Here is a 19,867-nt window from a genome sequence, read left to right on the forward strand (position 1 = left end):
CTGCTGGTATTAACAAAAGGGAGAATTCGAATAAATCCCTTTATTACCCGGATAAGGGAAGTGGGCTTCTTTACTTTCATCATTGCACTTTCTTAATCGACTGGATTTGTTACAGATAGTATACCAAAAAAGCAGTCTGACTGGGGAAGTTTGCTGAATACTTTCGTTGGAGTAAAAAATGATGTTGCTAGAGGATTGGAAAGAAAAAACAGCCTGTCACCTTGTTTTAGCTGCTAAACCCTTGACGACACACTCCCAAATTTACTTATTGATCACACAGCCTCTACTGCTAATTGATACAACTTTCGCTTCCGTTATTTTCTGTCCGGATTGTCAAATAATCCCAAAACTTCTGCTATTCCAACACTCTCGCCCCCTTGGTTTTCCTAAGATTTATACGCCACGTTAGCAATTTGGCTATCGTACCAGTCCTGCTACTGATCGATGGAATAAGTCAATAACAAGTTTGACAGACTGATGCCATGAAAAACCGCTAGTTGTTGTAACCATGCTTTTTCTGCAGCGGTCACTGAAACAGTAATCGTCGCCATCAAAGCTCTTCCCTTTTCTCTTTTAAGCACTGCTAAAACTGCAATTTCAACTGTTTCGTTTGGAAAATCCGCCCCACCACAATCACTTGCCTTGCTTCATCTACCCGATAAAACAGTGCCAACGCCTTGCCAATAACGATCCGATGTGTCGCCTGAGTAAAACCATACACTTCAGAAACTTCAGGGTACATCTGCGGAAAGTGTCTGACCTTCTGTAAACTCTCATAAATCAACGTCACAAAACGGGAAATCTCCGCCTCAGTAAATAACAGCTCCTCTTCCCACCAGCTGACCAACTCCGCTAAACTCTGATAAAACTGCTGAGTATACCCAATCGTAAAAACCGCCATCTCACTTCCCCCAACCATACTTGCCAAAGCGCTCCTTCAGCTGATCCTCAGAGACCATCTTGGCAGCCTCATACTCGGCAAAGCTTTCCTCAATCAATTGGCGGTCATGTTCACGGGCGGTTTCCGTGGTATCCAAGAGATAGCCATTGCCCTTTTTCTCATAAGTTAGGATATCGCCTTCTTTTAGCTCCCAATCTTTAGGAAAAATCGCCCCCAAGGAATTGCCTATCTTGCGGATTTTCAGTTCACCCATCTGGTCCACGTCCTTTCTTCCACTAACATTATAACACGTTATAACTGAATTGAAAAGCCTTTCACCAAACGAAAAAACCCCAGCTGCTAGATGTTTCCATCCATAGCTGGCGGCTTTTTCTGGTTTGTTATGAAAACTCTGGAGGTCCTTGGAAAGCTTCCTCTAGAGGTTGAAGGCTGATGTTATTTGCTTCGATAGCACCACTTTTCAAAGTGACGGCAGAGGAGGCTAGATTTCAATATTCAAGTATTTGGCGATTTGTTCTACATCTTTGTCGCCGCGACCAGAGATGTTGATGATGACCACTTGATCAGGGGCCATGCGGGGCACTCGTTTGCAAGCTTCGGCGACGGCATGGGAGCTTTCGATGGCGGGAATGATGCCTTCTGCTTTGGACAAAGTCAAGAAGGCTTGGACCGCTTCCTCATCGGTAATCGCCACGTACTCGGCGCGACCGCTGTCTTTCAAATAGGCGTGTTCTGGCCCCACCCCAGGATAATCCAAGCCAGCCGAGATGGAATACACCGGCGCCACCTTGCCCGCTTCGTCAAAGATGCCATACGTGTTCATGCCGTCCAAGACCCCGATGGCCCCCAACGTCATAGTAGCTGCGTGTCGCGGCGTATCGACGCCTTCTCCCGCGGCCTCGGCTCCCACTAGCTGCACCTCGGGATCATCGAGATATTCGGCAAATGAGCCAATCGCATTGGAACCGCCCCCGACACAAGCAATCACCATATCTGGTAGCCGTCCTTCTTTTGCCAAAATTTGGCGCTTGGATTCTTGGCTAATCACCCGTTGGAAATCCTTGACCATCAGCGGATAGGGGTGGGGCCCGACTGCCGACCCAATCACGTAAAACGTATCCTCGAGGTTTTCCATCAAGTCTTCAAACGCAGCATCTACCGCGTCTTTCAACGTTTGGGTGCCTCGTGTCACGGAAACCACCGTCGCCCCTAGCATCTCCATCCGAAAGACGTTCAATTTTTGCCGCTCGCAATCCTCGGCTCCCATGTACACCACGCACTCAAAACCAAAGCGAGCCGCCGCTGCCGCTGTGGCCACTCCATGTTGGCCGGCACCGGTTTCTGCGATGATGCGGGTTTTGCCCATCCGTTTGGCTAATAACATCTGGCCGAGCACGTTATTTAACTTATGAGCACCTAAATGGTTTAAATCTTCCCGTTTTAAATAAATTTTCGCTCCGCCTAATTGCTGCGTCAATTTTTCCGCAAAATATAGCGGGGTTTCCCGACCGGAGTAGTCTTTTAGTAAGCTTTGGTATTCCTCCTGAAATGTCGGATCGAGCTTGGCTGCTTCATAGGCTGTGGCGATTTCATCCATCGCCACCTTGATATGGGGCGGCACAAATTGGCCACCAAATTCACCGTAAAATCCTGTCATCTCTTTCAATTCTTTTGTTTCCATGAGTCATTCCTCCAATAGTTTTTTTGATTTTTCGTTGGGTCTGCTTGTCGGGCGAGCTGGCCATTCCTGTCTCTCGCCTTTCGCTTCACTCCAAGTTTTCGAGATGCTTCCCCTCGAAAACAGACAATCCGGACTAACAAGTCACCCGTGCCCCGAAAAAGTCAAAAAAGACGACCGGTTTGCTTTTTCGCTCACCGGTCGTCCATTGAAGGGATTTCCCGGCACAGATGACTTTTCGCCTACGCTAAAGTTGCATCTATGCCTTCGCACACACGCAACGTCAACTATGCCAGTTCCACCAATATGTCAAAGTTGCTCGTGTTGTCATGTGCATTTCCTCTTTTCTGTTTAAGTTGTGTCAAAGTATAGCAAGCTTTTTTCAGAATTGCAAGAATCTTTTTGAAAAACTATAAGAACTTTTATTTCACTAGCTTCAAAAAGGGTTTTCTCACGTCGATTTTTTCCTCAAAGCTTAGACATATCAAGCTTTTACAGTGCGGCTTCGGGCTTTTTTTATGCGCCAGAGGGTCAAGACAAAGGCCACCAAACACAATAAAAAGGAACCAAAGAAGGTGATTTTCATACCAAATAAGAAGACATCCGGACGGTTAGCAATATACGTCGTGACTTTCTTTCCTAATTTGGCGGACATGGCTTGGTACAAAATCGTGGTGGACAGAGCAATCCCGATAACCATCCCGAAATTACGGGCAAAGGAATTCAAAGACCCCGCCACGCCAAAGTTTTCCTTCGTGACCGCGCTCATCACCATGGTGTTGTTGGGGGATTGAAATAAGGCATTGCCGATCCCGCCGGCTGCGGTACCCACCACATAAAACCACAATGGAGAATCAATTGCCAAAAACATGTACAACAACTGAGACAAGGCGAGAATCCCTAGCCCCCACAACACCAAGATTTCCGGTCCCAAACGATCCGTCAGGTAACCACTAATCGGGGCCCCCAACACCATCGTGAAAGGAAAGACCATCATCAACAAGCCGGCATAGCTAGGACTAAGACCACGCGCATTTTGCAAATAGAAAGGAATCACCACGTTAACGAAGAAGTTTGATGAAAAAATCAATAAAGCCGTAAACAAACTCAGACTAAACATCCGATTTTGAAAAATTTGAAAAGAAATCAACGGGTAACGCACCTTGGTTTCCACTCGCAAAAAACGAAGAAACGCTAATAGCGCCACCGCAAATAATACCAGCGGCACCGGATGCAAAAAGCCTTGTTCTTGCCCCAGGAAAATCCCGCCGAAAAAGCTAATCACCGTAGTGGCAAAATAAACGAAGCCTCCTTTGTCGATACTGTGACCACTCATGGTGATGTCCTTTGGCAAAAACTTCTCGGCAATCACCATGGTCAAGATGCCAATCGGAACATTAATCCAAAAAATATATGACCAAGTAAACTGAGCTAAAATCACGCCGCCTAATCCCGGTCCAGCAATCGAACCCAAGGAAACAAAGGCGCCGATCGCTCCCAGTGCCCGTCCCCTTTCGTGAATGGGAAAGACCTCTGTGACAATGCCGGTGTTGGTGGCCATCGTCATGCTAGCCCCAATGCCCTGAATCATGCGGGCAAATAACAAAAAGCCGAGAGACTGATTGAAGCCACACAAGAACGATCCCGTGACAAAAATCAGCGTTCCTACTCGAAAAACTTTAATCTTCCCACGACTGTCCCCCACCTTACCAAACAATAACAAACACGAGCAAACAATCATCAAATAAACCGAAACCACCCATTCCGCTTGATTCATGGGTACCGCTAAGTCCTTTGAAATCGTCGGCAAGGCGATATTGACGATACTCGCATCTAAGGTCGACATGAAGGTAAACATCACCACCGCCACTAAAATCCACCAACGATTTTTTTGAACTTGGGCATCTTCTTGATAGGTTTTCATAACAGCACTTCCTTTCTCCACTACCACTACCACTTTCCGAGGCTATTAGCGCCCCTCTCATCTTTAGTATACTGTTTTTTTGAAAGCTAGCAGAAAAAATGAGTAAAAATGACAAAAAATAACTGGTAATTTGCAGATATTTCGGAAAATAAAAACGCGAAGAGGCGCCTAAATCCAGGCTAACCTCCCCGCGCTATCGCTTCGTCCCACAGCATGGAATTGCCGAGGGATTTTGTGAATCTATCCATCACTAAAACTGGTATACTACCATTTTTCTTGTGAAATGACAAAATCTTTCTGTCTGCAAATCAGCCCTCGGAGACTTGTCTATCATTCACTGTTTAGGTCCAATAAAAAAACGACGAATCCCCGGAACAAACCATAAGAGCACAAAAAAGATAGCAAATGCCAGCAAGACCTGCAGAATCACCGACAGTCCCGGAAATAATAATTCAAGAATCACGTACACCAAGATGCCGGCGACGATCGTCCGTAGCGTGTATTTATTTGTTTTCACGAAAAAACCTCCTAAAAGCCTTAGTAAGCTTATGTCTATCAGTGTACCCAAAGCAGTCTGTAGGGTCAATATTGACAGCCTAATGACGGCGACGGCAGCTTTCATTTTGCTCTGAGCATTAAGGAGAGCTCAGAGCAAAGCACTTATCCGGTAGCAAATCCCCCTCATTTCCTAGGATATTAGGGGCATTTCGCGTCCTTAGCTTCCTTCAAGAGAGCACAATTGTTGTGTTCACTTGTAAGGCCAAGCTTCATTGCGTTTGGCTATAAAAAACACCTTATCTGCCAAAACAGGATAAGGTGTTTAAAGAGTCAGAGCTTAACGTCGTTTATTGTTCCGTTGGGTGGCTTCCATGATGACTGGTAGCACCACTGGGCGGCGTTTGGTTTGTTCAAAGAGGTAACGGCCCACCCGATCGCGGATGTCTTGTTTGAGTTTGGCCCACTCAAAATCGTCGTCTTGTAGGTGTTTTTCCACGATTTCCGTGACTAAGTCGGCACTTTCCCGAATCAAATCCCGGCTGGCTTTGACATAGACGAAGCCGCGAGAGGTGATCTGCGGATGAGAAACGATTTTTTTCTCCCGCCGATTGATGGTGCAGACGGCGATAAAGATGCCATCTTCTGACAAAATCTTGCGGTCCCGCAAGACGATATTGCCGATATCCCCTACACCGATGCCATCGATCAGGACATTTTCTGCTGGCACGGCGCCCCCAGGAGTCAATTTGCCCTGCTTGTATTCTAAAACATCGCCACGAGCGGTGATGAAAATATTGCTGTAGTCCATGCCGACTTTATGCGCCAACTCCGCATGGGCCGCCAACTGACGGTATTCCCCTTGGACTGGGATGAAATACTGCGGACGCATCAAGTTGAGCATCAACTGCAAGTTATCAGGGTTGGCATGACCGGAAACCCGCAGATTATCGGAAATTTGTTTGACAGTCCCCCCTGCTCGGAAGACGATATCTTCGGTTTTGGCGACGCTGGTTTCCATAGCGGTGGTAGGGGTAGTGGCGATATAAGCCAAATCCCCTTCTTGAATTCGCAATGTCCGATGCGTGCCGTTCGCCATTTTTTGTAAGGCTTTGATCGGTTCGCCCATCCGTCCGGTTTCCATGATGATCAACTGTTCTGGTGGGTATTTTTTCATTTCTTTTTGGGTGATGAACATGTCTTCTTCCGGCACTTCAAGCTTACCCAGTTTCATGGCGGTGCGCAAAATCCGACCGAAATCTTGACCGGTTAAAACGACTTTGCGGCCAGCTTTATGGGCAGCGTTTAGGACTTGTTGCACCCGTTGCAAGTTGGAGGCCACCATGGCAACGATGATCCGCCCTTCCCAAAATTGGATGGTGTCGGACACTTCTTCGCCAATCGTCCGCTCTGAAGCCACTGGTGCAGGATTTTCGGCATTAGAAGACGTGGACAATAACGCCAGAACCCCTTCTTTGCCGATTTCTCCCAGACGGGCAAAATCCGTTTGATACAGTGGCACCGCCCCTTGGTCAAACTTGAAATCGCCAGTGTAGACGATGTTGCCTTCTGCGGTTTTCAAACTAATCCCTACCGAATCAGGAATCGAGTGGGTGGTGCGGAAAAAGCTAACCACACCAGTGCCAAAATCGATTTCCGTATGTTCATCGATCACATGGAAATCCTTGAATTTCTTGGTACCTTCATTTTTGTGAACATTGATTTTGGCCAATTCGATGGTCAGTTTCGTCCCGAACACCGGCACTTCCACCCGTTCCAACAAATAAGGCAAGGCCCCGATTGCATCGGCGTGACCGTGAGTCAAGAAGACCCCCACCACTCGCTCAGCATTTTCTTCTAAATACGTAAAGTCAGGAATCACAGTGTCGATCCCCAATAATTCGTTGTCAGGATATTTCAGACCACAGTCAAAAATGAAAATATCCCCGTCTACTTCTGTTAAATACATATTTTTCCCATTTTCCCGGACACCGGACAAGGGAATAATCTTGATGTCGCTCAAAAATCTCACCTATTCTTTCTTTGATTTGTCGCGCCAATAGCCGACAGCAGACCATGCGAAGAGATTTTCTTGAGGGCCGGAAAAGCCAATCCCCCCTACCACTTAGGGTAAAAAAATGGGTTCTGGTTTGTTTTCGCAGGCCGCGGAAAATCCTCAAGGGACAGTCTCAGTCTTGAAAATTGTTGCGAGGGTATTGTTATACTAAGTCATCTGAGGCAGCCGGTCGCTACGAGAGGGAGACACAGCTTGCTTACAGATTGGTCAATCACATGCCTAAGCATCCAGTACATATTATACACGAAAACAGCGGATTTGTTGAGGTTTGTGGCAAGGGTTAAGAAAAATGTTGGAAAGTTTGATGAAAAGTTTCTTTTTTTCGGGTGGCTGGTTGGCGTAATAACCAATTCGCCAAAAGAAACCAAAAACTTTTTTGAATACGTTTACAATTTGTTAGGTTAGGCGTATGATGGCCTTGTAACAAATAACACAAATAAAACTACCAGTTGGACTGGCGGTTTTTGCCTTATGCTCCTTCATTTGAAGCCGTGGTTTCCCTGCTTCATGCAAGCGTCGCGATGCAATGAAGGGTAGGCGCAGTCTTTGGGACTAGCTGTCCAATGGTATACGGCACGAGTATCAATTTGATTTTTCGCACCTTGAAAAATCAGTACAAAAATATACGAGTAAGGAGTGGAGTTCATTGTTTGATATCAAGGGGAAAGTTGCTGTGGTCGTGGGGGCTTCCAGTGGTTTGGGGGCGGATGCGGCCCGAGCTTACGGGAAAAACGGCGCCAAGGTTGCCTTATTGGCGCGGCGAGAAGAAAAGCTAGCAGATGTCGCTAGAAAATTGCAAGAAGCTGGCGTGGATACCTTTATCCACAAATGCGACGTCACCGATGAAGCCAGTGTCAAAACGGCAATCACCGCGGTCCATGATCATTTTGGGCGCATCGACATTTTGCTAAACAACGCAGGGGTCGCCGTCCGTGGTGGCGTGCATCAATTGTCAGAAGCGGACTGGGATAAGTCCATGGATACCAATGTGAAAGGGATTTTCTTGGCTTCAAAATACGCGGTCCCTTACATGATGGCGCAAAATTACGGCAAAATCATCAACATTGCCTCCATCAATGCCGTTATCGCAGACAAACAAGACGTCTTCATCCGCCATTCTTATAACGCTTCAAAAGCTGCCGTTTTAGGCCTAACTAAAGGAATGGCTGCTTCTTATGGTCGTTATAATATCACGGTCAATGCCATCGGTCCTGGGTTATTTGAATCAGAAATGACCGAAAACACTCTCTTTAAATCAGAGGACTTCCTCAACAGCTACAACTACCAAAATCCGCTGGGGCGTCCAGGGAAACGTGGCGAACTCAACGGTACCATTCTTTATTTCTCCAGCGACATGTCCTCTTATGTCTCCGGTCAATTTGTAGTGGTCGACGGCGGGATGAGTATTGTTTAGCAACCACTAAGTAAAAAGCGGTTCTTCCCAGAAAAAGTTTGGGAGAAACCGCCTTTTTTATTTGTTTTTAAAACGTTGAATCGTCACTAAATCACTAATTAAAAAACATAGAAGAGCGGCCAATAACCCTGCCCAGAAAAAGCGACGATCGCTGGGTTGATTTAAGGCAAAATAGCTGATACTTCCCCCGACACCGACCACCAATAACAAAATGCCACACAGCCGGTTTGAAAAGCACCACACTTTTTTACCTAATGCTTTGTAAGCTAAGCCTTTATATCCAAAGCCCACTTCTGGTTTCGTCGCAAAATATAACGCTGCTCCACCTAGTATCATCATACAAATAAACAAGATCATCATGCCATGTTCCTCCAGTATTTCTTGCTTCAAACTTTTTCTATTGTGGCATAGCCAGGAGAGCTTGGCAATCCCCCAGCCACCTTTTGCCTACAAGGTTTTATCAAAGTGCATCAAGGCCCATGTGCGAAAAGCAAAAATGGCAAAAGGCGCTAGATATAGCAGACCAAACAAGATTGGCAATAACTGTTGGGCTTGTGACCATTGATGGATCAGTCCAATCCGCTGAACAAAGCCAAAGCTACCCAGCGTCAACAAAGCCATCACCGCCACCGCGACAATCATAATGGCATGCAAGGTCAGGGCATCGGCTTTAGCAGTTACCGCTTGCCAGCGTTCGTCATTTTGATTGGCTCGGCGCCTACTGTCTTCATATTTCGCCGCAAAAAGCGACACCGCCGCCAAAGCAAACATGGCAAGCATTCTGGTAAATTCATTCATCCTTTTCCGCCTCCTGTACAAATACGTCGGTGATGGCTACTTGAAAGATTTTGGCAATCGTAAAAGCCAACTCCAAAGACGGCGTGTATTTGTATTTTTCAATGGAGATTATCGCTTGCCGAGAAACCCCGACCCGCTGCGCCAGCTCTTCTTGAGTCCAGTCCCGCTCTGCCCGCAAAACTTTGATCCGATTTTTAATCAAAGTCATCACCTCGTTTCTTTATGTAAACAAGTCATTACTTTTAGAGTGTAATGAATCCCTTACAGAATGTCAATAAGCCTTTACATTTTTGGTCAAAAAAAGAGCCTCCTTTTTAAAAGAGGACCTTTTAATCCGTTCACGAAATTATCTAAATAGCTCAGAATGACTGCCAGTTCTTTCAAAAATAATGGTTTGATCATAATAATAAAAAATAACAACCCAATCGCTGTTCCTTCCACCTATGTGGATATCCCAACGTTTGGGAATTTGATTTTTGGGTTCCAAGGGGTGAAGCTGATACTCTCCCCCTAATTCTTCTTCATTAATCAACAACTCCATGGCCTTTTGTAGCTTTCTTAGAGGTTTTCCTTGCTTAATCAACTTTTTGACATCTTTATCAAAGCGTGTCGTCGTTTTATAATTCAACATGGGATTCCTCAGCTGCTTCTTTTTTCATTCTGGCAAAGTAGCTGTCTAAATCTTCGTTATTCGCTAAGTCTTTTTGTTCAATCAATTTAGCCGTTTCTTTAAAAGCTTGCGCCGTTTCAGCAGTAGGTTTAAAAGATAACGTTTCAATATCAAAAGGAAATTTACCGGTTTTTACAAATTTCGTCAAAAAAATTTTTACTGCAACAGATGTGTTCATGCCAACTTCATCAAACATTTTATCTGCCTCATGCTTCAAATCATCGTCAATTCTGATGGTTGCCATTATCATCCCTCCTAATCCCCAATCATTATACCACAAAACCGAACAAACGTATACATTAGTTTACAATCAGCTACATTTATCTCCAATTTTATCTTAATTATTCAAAATCCTCTAGGCATAGGAGGCTCATTCGACTGGCTAAGAACGATTATAAATCTTCAAGTGTTTCCAGCAATAAAATACCAAGAACCATAAGGCAAATATCACAACCATTTTTTGTTATTTCTCCCTGCTTCAACTCGTTTGCCACTGCTGCCATTCCGCCCGCAGAAGGCCGTATTTCACAGAATCGTAGTAGCGCCCTTGCCAATAGCGCACCTGACGAATCACGCCTTCTTTTTGCATCCCCACTTTGTCTCCTAGCCGCATCATCCCCGGGTTACCAGACCAGGTGGTAAAGCCGATGTGGGGTAAATAGTCAAAGCGGTTAAAAAGTTCCGTCAGCCACAACTTCAACGCCCTCTCGCCGATTTTTTGCCCACAACACTGGCGATCGTAAAGCACAATGCCGATCTCCAACCACTGCCGCAAGTCACCATCTGACCAATAAGCAGAAACCTCTCCCACTAACTCACCTTGCCACTGGATTCCGCGACGTAAGGGATTGTCCAAGGCCTTTTGTCCCCAACCTTCTCGATAGGTTTGCCAGTCTTGAAGCGGGTCTTCAAAGTAAGGTCCGTTATATTTCAGCCACTCCAAATCCGCCTTGGGACCATAACTAAGGGCCCATAGTTCAGGCAAATCCGCCACTTGAATCGGTCGGATCATCAAGTTTTCATCAGCATTATCCATGGAAATCACGCCTTCTTTCGCAAATCATCTTTTGTTAATTGTAGCAAGCCGTCCGTCAAAAGACTAGCCAAATCGACAGAAAAAAACCAAGCCAGCAAGGCCCGCCTGCCCACAGCTAGCCTGCTTACTTGGTTATTTTATAAGGACTTCTTCAGCCAACTGCTCGGGTTTTACCGAGCCAAAATGCCTTCGATGGCTGCGATTTCGCCACCATTAAAGGTGAGATTTTCCGCAGCCTTTAAGTTGTCTTCCAAATGCTCGACACTGGTGGTCCCAATGATGACGCTAGTGACCACCGGATCTTTCAACAACCAAGCCAACGCTAGCTGACTGAGGGTTTGACCTCTTTGGCTGGCGACGTTGTTCAAATCATTGAGTTTTTGGACCAAAACTTCCTTGCCTTGATCCAGCAAGTCTTTGTTGGTGCGATGCAACGCTACCGTGTCAGGGATTCCTTGCAAATAACGCTCTGACAACAAGCCTTCCGCCAGTGGGCCATAGGCAATCAGACCGGCACCGGCATCTTGTAAAACTTGTAATAGTCCGGTTTCTTCTGGTTCATTTTTTAGCATATTGGCACTCATCTGATCCAAAACAAAAGGTGTTTTCAGCTCTTTGAATAACGCGATGGCTTCTTGTAGCTGGGGTTTTTCATAGTTGGACACCCCGACGTAGAGGGCCTTGCCTTGACGCACGATATCATCTAGCGCCTTGACGGTTTCGGCAATCGGCGTGCGGTCGTCGTAACGGTGAGCGTAATAAATATCTACGTAATCCAGATTCATCCGCCGCAACGAATCGTCAATGCCTTGCAACAACGACTTGCGGGAGGTGCCGATACCAAAAGGGCCATCGTGAATCTCGTAGCCGGCCTTGGAAGAAATCACCAGCTCGTTGCGATACGGCCCCAAATCTTGCTTGATAATTTCGCCAAACAGGGACTCCGTGGAGCCAAAATCGGCGCCATCATTGCCGTAATTGTTCGCCAAATCAAAGTGAAAGACGCCTTTGTCAAAGGCTTTTAAAATAACTTCTCGTCGCTCACGCAATGGATCGCGACTCCCAAAATGACGCCAGAGCCCCAAGGAAATCGGTGGCAACATCAGCCCCGTATCCCCGGCATGACGCACCTGCACTCCGTCATAACGTTTTTCCGCTGCTTTGTACATCTGCAAACACCCTTTCTGATGATTGGTAGTCGATCTGGAGCAAAGATAACAGCGCTTTCAATCCAAATCAAAAATTTACCGCTACTTTTTTGGTAGCGGCCAACCAATCTTTGCTTCATCATATCAGAAAGCCATCGGATTAGGCAAACATTTAGGTATAATGTACTTAAATAGTGCTTGTCGGCTGATTGTTTTGGTTTTTGTTAATCACAAGTTGATTGTAGAGGGAAAAGATAGCCAGTTTTCCCGTCAATTATCGTAGGAATGAAACCAATCCGGGTGAACAACGCATTAGAACCGCTGTTTTCAGGATAAACTTCTCCCACCGTAAACTGTTTCCAACCAAGTGCTTTCGTTTGTTGCAAAAAATATTTGACGATAGCACTAGCAATCCCCCGTTGTTGATAAGCCGGATCAAGCAAAATCGCAAAATCCGCCGGCGCTAACCAAACATCCCCGATGGTTACCATTGTCTCGTCTGTTTCCCGCCACAGGATATAGTAAAGCTCGCCGTGAGCGGATTGGTAGTTATACATTTTAAGTACTTGTTCCTTTTGGTAAGGTTCGCTAGTTCCGTTCACCAGACGCTGTAAATCAGGATTTTGGTACCATGACAGTGCTTCGCTCCGTAAGCCATCATACGGTTGTAAAAAGATACTTCCTGTTATTTCAATCATGAGGGCCTCCTTTGCTTTTTGGATGATTGTACCAAGAAAAGAAATAGTGAGACAAGGACCAGTTTTCTCCTGAACTTCGAAACTATCATCAAAAAAAATACCACAACTCAAGAAAAATCCTAAAAAACAAGAACAAACAGCCTGCCTTGGGTTAAACCTTCAAGGCAGGCTATCTTTTCCATTCTAGCTATATCATTTTATCTTCAGAGTTTTCTTCTCTTCTTACAGTTTCTGTCAGTGTAGCCTGCTCTAACAACGCTCTCACCCCTGCACTTCCGAGAGAATCCTCTGCCAAAGTGAAACACTGTAACGCTTGTTGAAGAGCCTCCTGAGCATTCCCATTGTTTCCTTGAGCTAGATGATATTGACCAATTCCTCGCCAGCTGCAACCTTGTAGGACTAAATCATCGGTCGTCAATGCTAATTGCAACGATTTCTCAAGAAGAGGCATCGCTTTGATAAAATCTTCTTGTAGTAAAGCGAGGTATCCTTGCTCATAGAGATTAACCGCCAGACGATAATCATCATTAGGAAAATATTGGGTCAATATTTCTGCTTCTTCGGCTATTAAATGCTGTGCCGCATCCAAATGGCCTTGTTCACGCAACACCATCGCTTTTTGATGCAATCCTACATGGTAGTTTTCCCAGTTCTTCTCACGTTTAGCTTTTTCTACGTAAGAATCGTAAAGCACCTCAGCCTTTTTCCAGTCTTCCTGCTCTATTGCTAAATAGCCAGAAAAATTTAGATAGGCTTCATAAGCTTCCTCTGCTTCAGTTGGTTGCCACTGTTTCAAAATCATGGCTAACTGCTTAAAATCCCCTTGAAACAATGCTTCTCTTGCTAACTCTTCCATTGATGCCATCTCCGCTAAACCCCTTCCCCCCCTAATTTTATAACACACCTACTGCTGTCAATACCCCGATCAGCACCCCTAACCCCAGCACGACCCAACCGGATGCGCGCGCCAATTTTTGCTGCTCAGCGGTGTAGTCGCCTTTAGCTTTGACCGGTACAATGCTGGATAAAAAATACATTTTAAAAGCGACAATCAGCAGTCCGCCGAAGACCAGTACTGCTGCCAGCAGATAGTTTGCCATCTCTAAAGTCAAGATATCATTGATTTCTAACGCACCAATTCCTAACACGGCGATGACGGCTAAAGCGATTCCTAAATAACGTTTCATCTGCTCTCACTCCTTAGGTTGACCCATAATGGTGGTGCTCTTTTCTACTTTCAGAATACGCTTTCCTTCAATACCTGTCAAAAGAGTTTCCCCATTCAAAGAGAGATTAAGCTTTTCTTCAGATAACAAAAGCGAACCTCACTATAGCCCTGAGATTCGCTTCTTTTTTATTAATCGGTGTTAAGGCACCCGCACCAAGTCCAGCTCGTGCAAGGTTTCTGCGATTTGGACCGAATTCCAAGCGGCGCCTTTTAGCAAGTTGTCTGAAACAACCCACATGTGCAGGCCTTCTGCTACGTCGAGGTCCCGACGCAAGCGGCCCACGAAGGTTTCTTTTTTACCCACCGAATTTAGCGCTTGGGGGTAGATTTGTTGGCTGGGATCGTCTTCCAAGACGACCCCCGGTGCTTTGGCTAAGAGTTCTTTGACCGCAGAGATCGGGATGACTTTTTCGGTTTCGATATAGACGGACTCGGAATGACCGGCAAAGACTGGGATCCGCACACAGGTTGCAGCCACTTTGATAGTGTCGTCCTCCATGATTTTGCGGGTTTCGTTGATCATCTTCCACTCTTCATAGGTGTAGTCTTCTTCCGCAAACACGTCGATTTGTGGCAGCGCATTGAAAGCAATCGGATAGTGTTTTTTGTCCCCACCACAAGGCAAAATTTCCGGTTGCAAGTCGGCTACTGGAGTGCCTGCTAGATAAGCTTGCGACTCCCGTTTCAGCTCTGCCATCGCTTTTGCACCGGCACCAGAGACGGCTTGATAAGTGGAAACGATGATCCGCTTCAGGCCAGCTGCTTGGCGAATCGGCTCCAAGGCAACCATCATTTGGATAGTGGAACAGTTGGGATTGGCGATGATTCCCTTGTGTGCCTTCAATGCCTCGCTATTGACTTCTGGCACCACCAAAGGCACTTCGGGATCCATCCGGAAAGCGCTGGTGTTATCCACAACCACAGCCCCCCGTTTGACTGCTTCTGGGGCAAATTTTTTAGAAATGCCGCCTCCCGCAGAAAACAAGGCAATGTCTACGCCTTCAAAAGATTCCGGTACCAATTCTTCAATTACTAAGTCTTGTCCTTTAAATTGGCGCGTCTGGCCAGCTGAACGGGCCGATGCCAACAATTTTACTTCTCTCAATGGTAAGGTGGACTGTGCCAGCATTTCAATCATGCGGGTCCCCACCGCGCCAGTCGCTCCCACAACCGCAACATTATAACCAGTCATTCACAACACCCCTATGTCATATTTGTGCCATTCTACCACATTCCCCACGGAAAAACAGCTGATTTTTCTAAAATTGTCAGAAAAATCCGAACGAATTAGCCAAATCGCGACTTACTCCGGTCGTAATCATTTAAGTCGATGGGCGCTTGCTTGTTCCATATCATCCTGCCGGGTGCAATCAAAAAGCTGCTCTCTCAATAAAAAATTGAAAGAGCAGCTGCTTTTACTGATAGCTTGCCAAACTTCACGCTAATTAGTAGCGACGTAGCCCCGGCCTTGCCGTCTTTTGGGCGAGTCTGATACTTTTTTCAGGTGCCTCAGCTTTCGTTAGGATCGTTGCGGGCATCTTCATGCGTCGGATGCACCGTACCTTTGACGTGATCTGGTCCGGCATAGATGGTATAAAGTTTCAAAGGTTCTGTCCCGGTGTTTTCCACATTGTGCCAAGTATCGGCAGGCACAAAGATGGCGTCATCGTCTTTGACTGGTTGTTGGAATGTCAGATTGTCTGCGGCGGGTCCCATTTTGCACAAGCCTGTCCCGGATTCGATGCGCAAAAATTGATCGATGCCATGGTGGATTTCAAGGCCGATGTCATCGCCAGGTTGGATGGCCATCACGGTGACTTGCAACTTATCGCCGGTCCAGATGGTCGTCCGGTAATTGTCGTTTTCAAGGGTCAATGCTTCAATGTCTGCTACAACTGGTTGTTTTCCACGATCTGAATAATCTAAGCTCATTTAAAAAACCTCCTAGTTATTTTTGAGTGACGTATGCTTCAACCACCCTACTTGTATTGTAACAGGAAGCCGTTGAAAGCCTTACCGAAAGCCCTTAACTGACAACGATAATCAGTTATTCTGACCTTTGCCATCAAGGGGCACGGACATCGCGATTCGGGTCTGCTACAACCGAACTCCTCCGTAACTTTACTCTTCAATCGCGGCTTTTCGGGAATTGATTGCCTTGAAAAGAGTCATATCAAACTTCTCGCTGCGGTCGTAGTTGTACAGGCCGTTGCGCTCTTGTTCCACATCATACAGCTGGGTATAACAGAAACCGAAGATCTGCGGATTGTCCAATAAGACATCCGTCAAGCCTTGGTAGCGAGCGATAAACTCGGCTTCCGTCTTCGGTGCATCCCCGTAGCCCCACGCTTTTTCAGGATCGGATGCTGGGTCCCATTTGATGCCCCCGTATTCGCTGACATTGATTGGCTGGCCTTTGGTATAGCTTTGGCGAGCATCGTGTTCATCGCGAAAGACGCCATTGGGCCATTTTTCCCCGTCAAAATGAGTCGCAAACTCAGCCGGGTCTTGGCAGTAGTCGTGGATGTCGTAAATATCTGTGATGACATGGTAGTTGCCGCTAGTGTCGATGACCGGACGGGTCGGATCGATTTGCTTCGTCACTCGGTAAACCAGCTCCAGGGTTTCATTGCGCTGCGGACGATTTTCGTAGTTCCAGGTTTCATTCATCGGACACCAAGTCACGATGGCCGGATGGTTGAAATCCCGGGCCAGCAGTTCTTGCCATTCCGGTAAAAAGGCGTAGACATTGGCCGCCTGGGACAAGTCCAGCCCCCAGTTAGCCATCTCTCCCCAAACCAGGTAGCCAGCTCGGTCAGCGTGGTACAAAAAGCGGGCTTCGAAGGCTTTTTCGTGGAGGCGGGCACCGTTGAAGCCCGCCGCCAGCGCAAGTTGGATATCTTGTTGCAAGGCTTCGTCAGTCGGTGCGGTGTAGATGCCATCTGGGTAAAAGCCTTGATCCAATACCGTCCGTTGGAAAACTGCTTGGCCATTTAACAGGAACTTGTAGCCAGCCATCGCCACTTCTCGCAAGCCAAAATAACTGCTTACCTCATCAGCGCCATAGCGGAAAGTGACATCATACAACCGCCCGGCGCCGACTTCCCAGAGGTGCGCTTCAGCTAAAGGTAGGATCAAGGTGGTGAAATTGCCGGTCACCGCCACCGTCGTTTCAGCCATCGGTCGCCCTTGGTAGCTGACGGCCACCGTCAACTCTTCTGTTGGCGCGCCAGTGGTTTTGACGGCCATGGTGACGCTGGTTTGCGCCACATTTGGAAAATACCGCACTTCCTCCACGTGACTGGCTGCCATGATTTCCAGCCAAACCGTCTGCCAAATCCCGGTAGTCCGGGTGTAATCACAGCCACCGGAATAAAAATTCCCCGACTGTTTGCCTCGAGGCTGGCGCCCGCTGCGAGTGTCATCTTCTGCATAGACGGTGATGGTGTTGACTCCGCTAACCAGCGCATCTTGGATATCAAAGGCAAAAGACGCGTAACCGCCTTTGTGGGTCCCCACCGACTGGCCATTGACATAGACTTCACAGAAATAATCGACAGCCCCAAAATGCAGGCGCATCGTTGGGCGCTGGCCTGCCTCATCTAGCGCCAACTCTTCCGCTGTGATTTCGATTTCCCGTTGGTACCAACAAGCCGGGATAAAGTCCGTGTAGCCAATCCCGCTGAGGCTGGATTCGGGACAGAAAGGCACGATGATTTCATAGTCAAAAGGATCTTGATTGGGCGCGGTCAACTGATTTTCAAAGATATTTTCCGCGGTAGCCAAGGGTTTTGGTGCCGGTCCGGGAGTTGTGGCAGTCACTTCATAAAACTTGCGGTTCTGGCCGCTTTTGACAAAGTCAAAGGCAAAGCGCCAGGGACCATTCAGATTGCGCCAATTGTCCCGCACCATTTGCGGTTGTGGGTGTTCCGGACGAGGGATAGTGTGAGATACGGTCATAATTGAGACCTCCATTAGTTGTTATTGGTTGTCAGTGGGGGCTTGGTAAGGCTTGGTGAGGCGTAATGAACACTACGCAACACAGCACCGGCCATTGACGTTTTTCGAATACAGGTATAGTATACGACCCAAAGCAGCAAAATCCATGCAAGATAACGCCATCAAAGTGAGGAAAACACGCAGATATGAAAGAATACATCTTGAGCTTTTTACCGGAACAATTTGCCGCTCCGGAACAGTTTCGCGTCGAACTAGCCGGCATCACCTTCCCTTTTGCCGACTACCAAGTCGATCGTTGGCAGTCCCTCGTGACCACCATCGAGTTTGTCATCGCTGGCAAAGGTGAGGTGCGCATCGATGACTATCACTTTCAAGTTCAGACGGGAGATTGTTATTTATTACCCGCTGGTCACGACCACTGGTACCGCTCCGACCACCGGCAACCGCTGCACAAAATCTGGATCAATGTCGCCGGCACTGTCGTGGAGCAGTTGTTGCAAGCCTATCACTTACACCAGCACTACCACTTCCCCCAAACCGACCGCTTTGCTCTTTTCAACCAGCTGCTGGCTCTTTGCGAACAAGCACCCATGACCCCCACCCAGCGGAGTCGTCATTGCAGCTTACTGTTTCATGAACTACTGATCAGCCTAGCAGAAACCCTGCCCCAGTCCCATCAGCTGGTGCCAGCAGATTTGTGGCGTGCCAAAGTCTATCTGGACAATCACCTGCAAGCCGGAAACGTCAGCGTGGCGGCTGTCGCCCGCACCGCCAATCTCTCCACCTCCCAGCTGACTCGCCAGTTTAAACGCTGGTTCCATCAGACCCCCTATGAGTATTATTTGACGAAAAAGATTCAGCTGGCCCAGTTATTATTGAAAGAAACCCTCCTCAGCGTCCAAGAAATCGCCGACCGTCTCGGCTTTTCTGACGAACACTATTTTTCCAACCTCTTTCGCCAAAAAACCGGCTACTCTCCTACCGGTTGGCGCAAACGGGTGAAATAGCCGGCGCTGAAGATGCCTATTGGTTGCTGACACTTAAAAAAGCTTATTTTCCAGCCCCTCGACTGAAAAATAAGCTTTTTTCCTGGCATCTTGCCCCCACTTTGATGGCGATGACAGATGAGACTCAAGGTGGCAGCCTTTTTTCTATTTAATCTGGAGGCCCAGAAATTTTCGTGCAAAAAAGGCTGCTTGCTGAAGATTCACCTGACACTTTTTCAACTGCCACTGGTCCAGCTCCAAATCGCTAAACGAACAGGTGCTCAAGTCGAGACTCTTAAGCTCCGCCCCGGTAAAAATGGCTTCGTCTAGCTGACAATGAGCAAAGGCAATTTTGGTCATCTGGCTTTCAAAAAAGTCCGTATTTGCCAAATTGCACTCCCGATAAGCCACCATCTTGAATTTGACATCGGCAAAATCCGCCAAATCGATTTTGCAATTCTCAAATTGGGTATTGCTCAAATAGCCTTTTTTGAAAACCGTCCCGGTGAATTTACAATTGCGAAACACCACCCGATGAAACAAGCCTTGATCCAAATGACACCCAGAAAAATCACAATCGCTAAACAGACAATCCGTCAATTCAATCCGGGAAAAGTAATTCTCATGAAAAACCATATTCAAAAACACTGATTTATCAATCAATGGATGCTGGATGGTCTGCCCTTCCACCAACTCTTTTTGAAACCGCCGCTGCATCAAGGAAAAATCTTCCTCCTCGTAAATCTGAAAAAAAGAGCCCGTCACCAAGGCCTGCTCATCGAATATCGGTTCCTTCATTTCCTTCACCTCCTACTTTCTATCCTAGCAAACTAAGGCAGACCTGACATGATGAT

The 19,867-nt window shown here is 46.9% G+C and carries 22 protein-coding genes; 2 read left to right on the top strand and 20 right to left on the bottom strand.

The features are described from left to right. Window positions 1-583: 583 nt before the first annotated feature. The 6 genes from ACO03U_RS03405 to ACO03U_RS03430 all read right to left on the bottom strand — a co-directional run bounded on the left by ACO03U_RS03405 (window position 584) and on the right by ACO03U_RS03430 (window position 7,021). Window positions 584-901, bottom strand: a complete 318-nt coding sequence (locus ACO03U_RS03405) for a type II toxin-antitoxin system RelE/ParE family toxin (RefSeq protein ID WP_204685544.1) — start codon at window positions 899-901, stop codon at window positions 584-586. A 1-nt stretch (window position 902) separates the two neighbouring features. After that, window positions 903-1,154 (bottom strand): AbrB/MazE/SpoVT family DNA-binding domain-containing protein, encoded by a 252-nt coding sequence (locus ACO03U_RS03410; protein WP_161870843.1) that lies wholly within the window; start codon window positions 1,152-1,154, stop codon window positions 903-905. 228 nt (window positions 1,155-1,382) lie between these two features. Further along, a complete protein-coding gene (trpB, locus tag ACO03U_RS03415; RefSeq protein WP_423104395.1) occupies window positions 1,383-2,582 on the bottom strand; it encodes a tryptophan synthase subunit beta in 1,200 nt (399 codons plus the stop codon). 481 nt (window positions 2,583-3,063) lie between these two features. After that, window positions 3,064-4,503: an MFS transporter gene (locus tag ACO03U_RS03420; protein WP_204685542.1), complete on the bottom strand. Its 1,440-nt coding sequence runs from the start codon at window positions 4,501-4,503 to the stop codon at window positions 3,064-3,066. A 334-nt stretch (window positions 4,504-4,837) separates the two neighbouring features. Beyond that, window positions 4,838-5,020 (bottom strand): hypothetical protein, encoded by a 183-nt coding sequence (locus tag ACO03U_RS03425; RefSeq protein ID WP_161870842.1) that lies wholly within the window; start codon window positions 5,018-5,020, stop codon window positions 4,838-4,840. A gap of 318 nt (window positions 5,021-5,338) precedes the next feature. Continuing rightward, window positions 5,339-7,021 carry a ribonuclease J gene (locus ACO03U_RS03430; protein ID WP_204685540.1) on the bottom strand — a complete coding sequence of 561 codons (1,683 nt, stop codon included), beginning with the start codon at window positions 7,019-7,021 and terminating at the stop codon, window positions 5,339-5,341. A gap of 700 nt (window positions 7,022-7,721) precedes the next feature. Between ACO03U_RS03430 and ACO03U_RS03435 the strand changes: the two genes are divergently transcribed. Continuing rightward, window positions 7,722-8,489 carry an SDR family NAD(P)-dependent oxidoreductase gene (locus ACO03U_RS03435; protein WP_204685538.1) on the top strand — a complete coding sequence of 256 codons (768 nt, stop codon included), beginning with the start codon at window positions 7,722-7,724 and terminating at the stop codon, window positions 8,487-8,489. Between the two features lie 57 nt (window positions 8,490-8,546). Here the strand turns inward: ACO03U_RS03435 and ACO03U_RS03440 are convergent, their stop codons facing one another. The 13 genes from ACO03U_RS03440 to ACO03U_RS03500 all read right to left on the bottom strand — a co-directional run bounded on the left by ACO03U_RS03440 (window position 8,547) and on the right by ACO03U_RS03500 (window position 18,027). Continuing rightward, on the bottom strand, window positions 8,547-8,849 hold the full coding sequence (locus ACO03U_RS03440; RefSeq protein WP_204685536.1) for a hypothetical protein: 303 nt from the start codon (window positions 8,847-8,849) through the stop codon (window positions 8,547-8,549). An 87-nt stretch (window positions 8,850-8,936) separates the two neighbouring features. Then, the gene (locus ACO03U_RS03445) at window positions 8,937-9,287 is read right to left on the bottom strand and encodes a hypothetical protein (RefSeq protein ID WP_161870838.1); all 351 of its coding nucleotides are present in this window, start codon (window positions 9,285-9,287) and stop codon (window positions 8,937-8,939) included. Beyond that, window positions 9,280-9,495: a helix-turn-helix transcriptional regulator gene (locus ACO03U_RS03450; RefSeq protein ID WP_479724079.1), complete on the bottom strand. Its 216-nt coding sequence runs from the start codon at window positions 9,493-9,495 to the stop codon at window positions 9,280-9,282. Before ACO03U_RS03450 ends, ACO03U_RS03445 begins: the two co-directional genes overlap by 8 nt. Window positions 9,496-9,633: 138 nt before the next feature. Next, window positions 9,634-9,918 carry a type II toxin-antitoxin system RelE/ParE family toxin gene (locus ACO03U_RS03455; protein WP_204685534.1) on the bottom strand — a complete coding sequence of 95 codons (285 nt, stop codon included), beginning with the start codon at window positions 9,916-9,918 and terminating at the stop codon, window positions 9,634-9,636. Then, on the bottom strand, window positions 9,905-10,201 hold the full coding sequence (locus ACO03U_RS03460) for a type II toxin-antitoxin system RelB/DinJ family antitoxin (protein ID WP_161870835.1): 297 nt from the start codon (window positions 10,199-10,201) through the stop codon (window positions 9,905-9,907). The genes ACO03U_RS03455 and ACO03U_RS03460 overlap by 14 nt, the downstream gene beginning before the upstream one ends. 234 nt (window positions 10,202-10,435) lie before the next feature. Further along, the gene (locus tag ACO03U_RS03465; protein WP_204685532.1) at window positions 10,436-10,993 is read right to left on the bottom strand and encodes a GNAT family N-acetyltransferase; all 558 of its coding nucleotides are present in this window, start codon (window positions 10,991-10,993) and stop codon (window positions 10,436-10,438) included. A gap of 170 nt (window positions 10,994-11,163) precedes the next feature. Then, the gene (locus ACO03U_RS03470; RefSeq protein WP_161870875.1) at window positions 11,164-12,162 is read right to left on the bottom strand and encodes an aldo/keto reductase; all 999 of its coding nucleotides are present in this window, start codon (window positions 12,160-12,162) and stop codon (window positions 11,164-11,166) included. A 203-nt stretch (window positions 12,163-12,365) separates the two neighbouring features. Continuing rightward, a complete protein-coding gene (locus tag ACO03U_RS03475; RefSeq protein ID WP_204685531.1) occupies window positions 12,366-12,839 on the bottom strand; it encodes a GNAT family N-acetyltransferase in 474 nt (157 codons plus the stop codon). Window positions 12,840-13,026: 187 nt separating this feature from the next. Continuing rightward, window positions 13,027-13,704: a tetratricopeptide repeat protein gene (locus tag ACO03U_RS03480; protein ID WP_204685529.1), complete on the bottom strand. Its 678-nt coding sequence runs from the start codon at window positions 13,702-13,704 to the stop codon at window positions 13,027-13,029. Window positions 13,705-13,732: 28 nt separating this feature from the next. Continuing rightward, window positions 13,733-14,026, bottom strand: coding sequence for a hypothetical protein (locus tag ACO03U_RS03485; RefSeq protein ID WP_204685527.1), 294 nt, complete (start codon window positions 14,024-14,026; stop codon window positions 13,733-13,735). A gap of 180 nt (window positions 14,027-14,206) precedes the next feature. Then, window positions 14,207-15,259 carry an aspartate-semialdehyde dehydrogenase gene (locus ACO03U_RS03490; protein WP_204685526.1) on the bottom strand — a complete coding sequence of 351 codons (1,053 nt, stop codon included), beginning with the start codon at window positions 15,257-15,259 and terminating at the stop codon, window positions 14,207-14,209. 317 nt (window positions 15,260-15,576) lie between these two features. After that, window positions 15,577-15,999: a cupin domain-containing protein gene (locus tag ACO03U_RS03495; protein ID WP_161870832.1), complete on the bottom strand. Its 423-nt coding sequence runs from the start codon at window positions 15,997-15,999 to the stop codon at window positions 15,577-15,579. Between the two features lie 189 nt (window positions 16,000-16,188). Continuing rightward, window positions 16,189-18,027, bottom strand: a complete 1,839-nt coding sequence (locus tag ACO03U_RS03500; protein ID WP_204685523.1) for a glycoside hydrolase family 2 protein — start codon at window positions 18,025-18,027, stop codon at window positions 16,189-16,191. A gap of 185 nt (window positions 18,028-18,212) precedes the next feature. On the opposite strand from ACO03U_RS03500, the gene ACO03U_RS03505 reads away from it, so the two are divergent. Further along, window positions 18,213-19,034, top strand: coding sequence for a helix-turn-helix domain-containing protein (locus ACO03U_RS03505; RefSeq protein WP_204685521.1), 822 nt, complete (start codon window positions 18,213-18,215; stop codon window positions 19,032-19,034). A gap of 144 nt (window positions 19,035-19,178) precedes the next feature. Here ACO03U_RS03505 and ACO03U_RS03510 read toward each other — a convergent pair whose 3' ends face one another. Next, a complete protein-coding gene (locus ACO03U_RS03510; protein WP_204685519.1) occupies window positions 19,179-19,811 on the bottom strand; it encodes a pentapeptide repeat-containing protein in 633 nt (210 codons plus the stop codon). Window positions 19,812-19,867: the final 56 nt, after the last annotated feature.

Origin of the sequence: Enterococcus diestrammenae (assembly GCF_049384045.1) — a bacterium.
GTDB lineage: Bacteria > Bacillota > Bacilli > Lactobacillales > Enterococcaceae > Enterococcus_C > Enterococcus_C diestrammenae.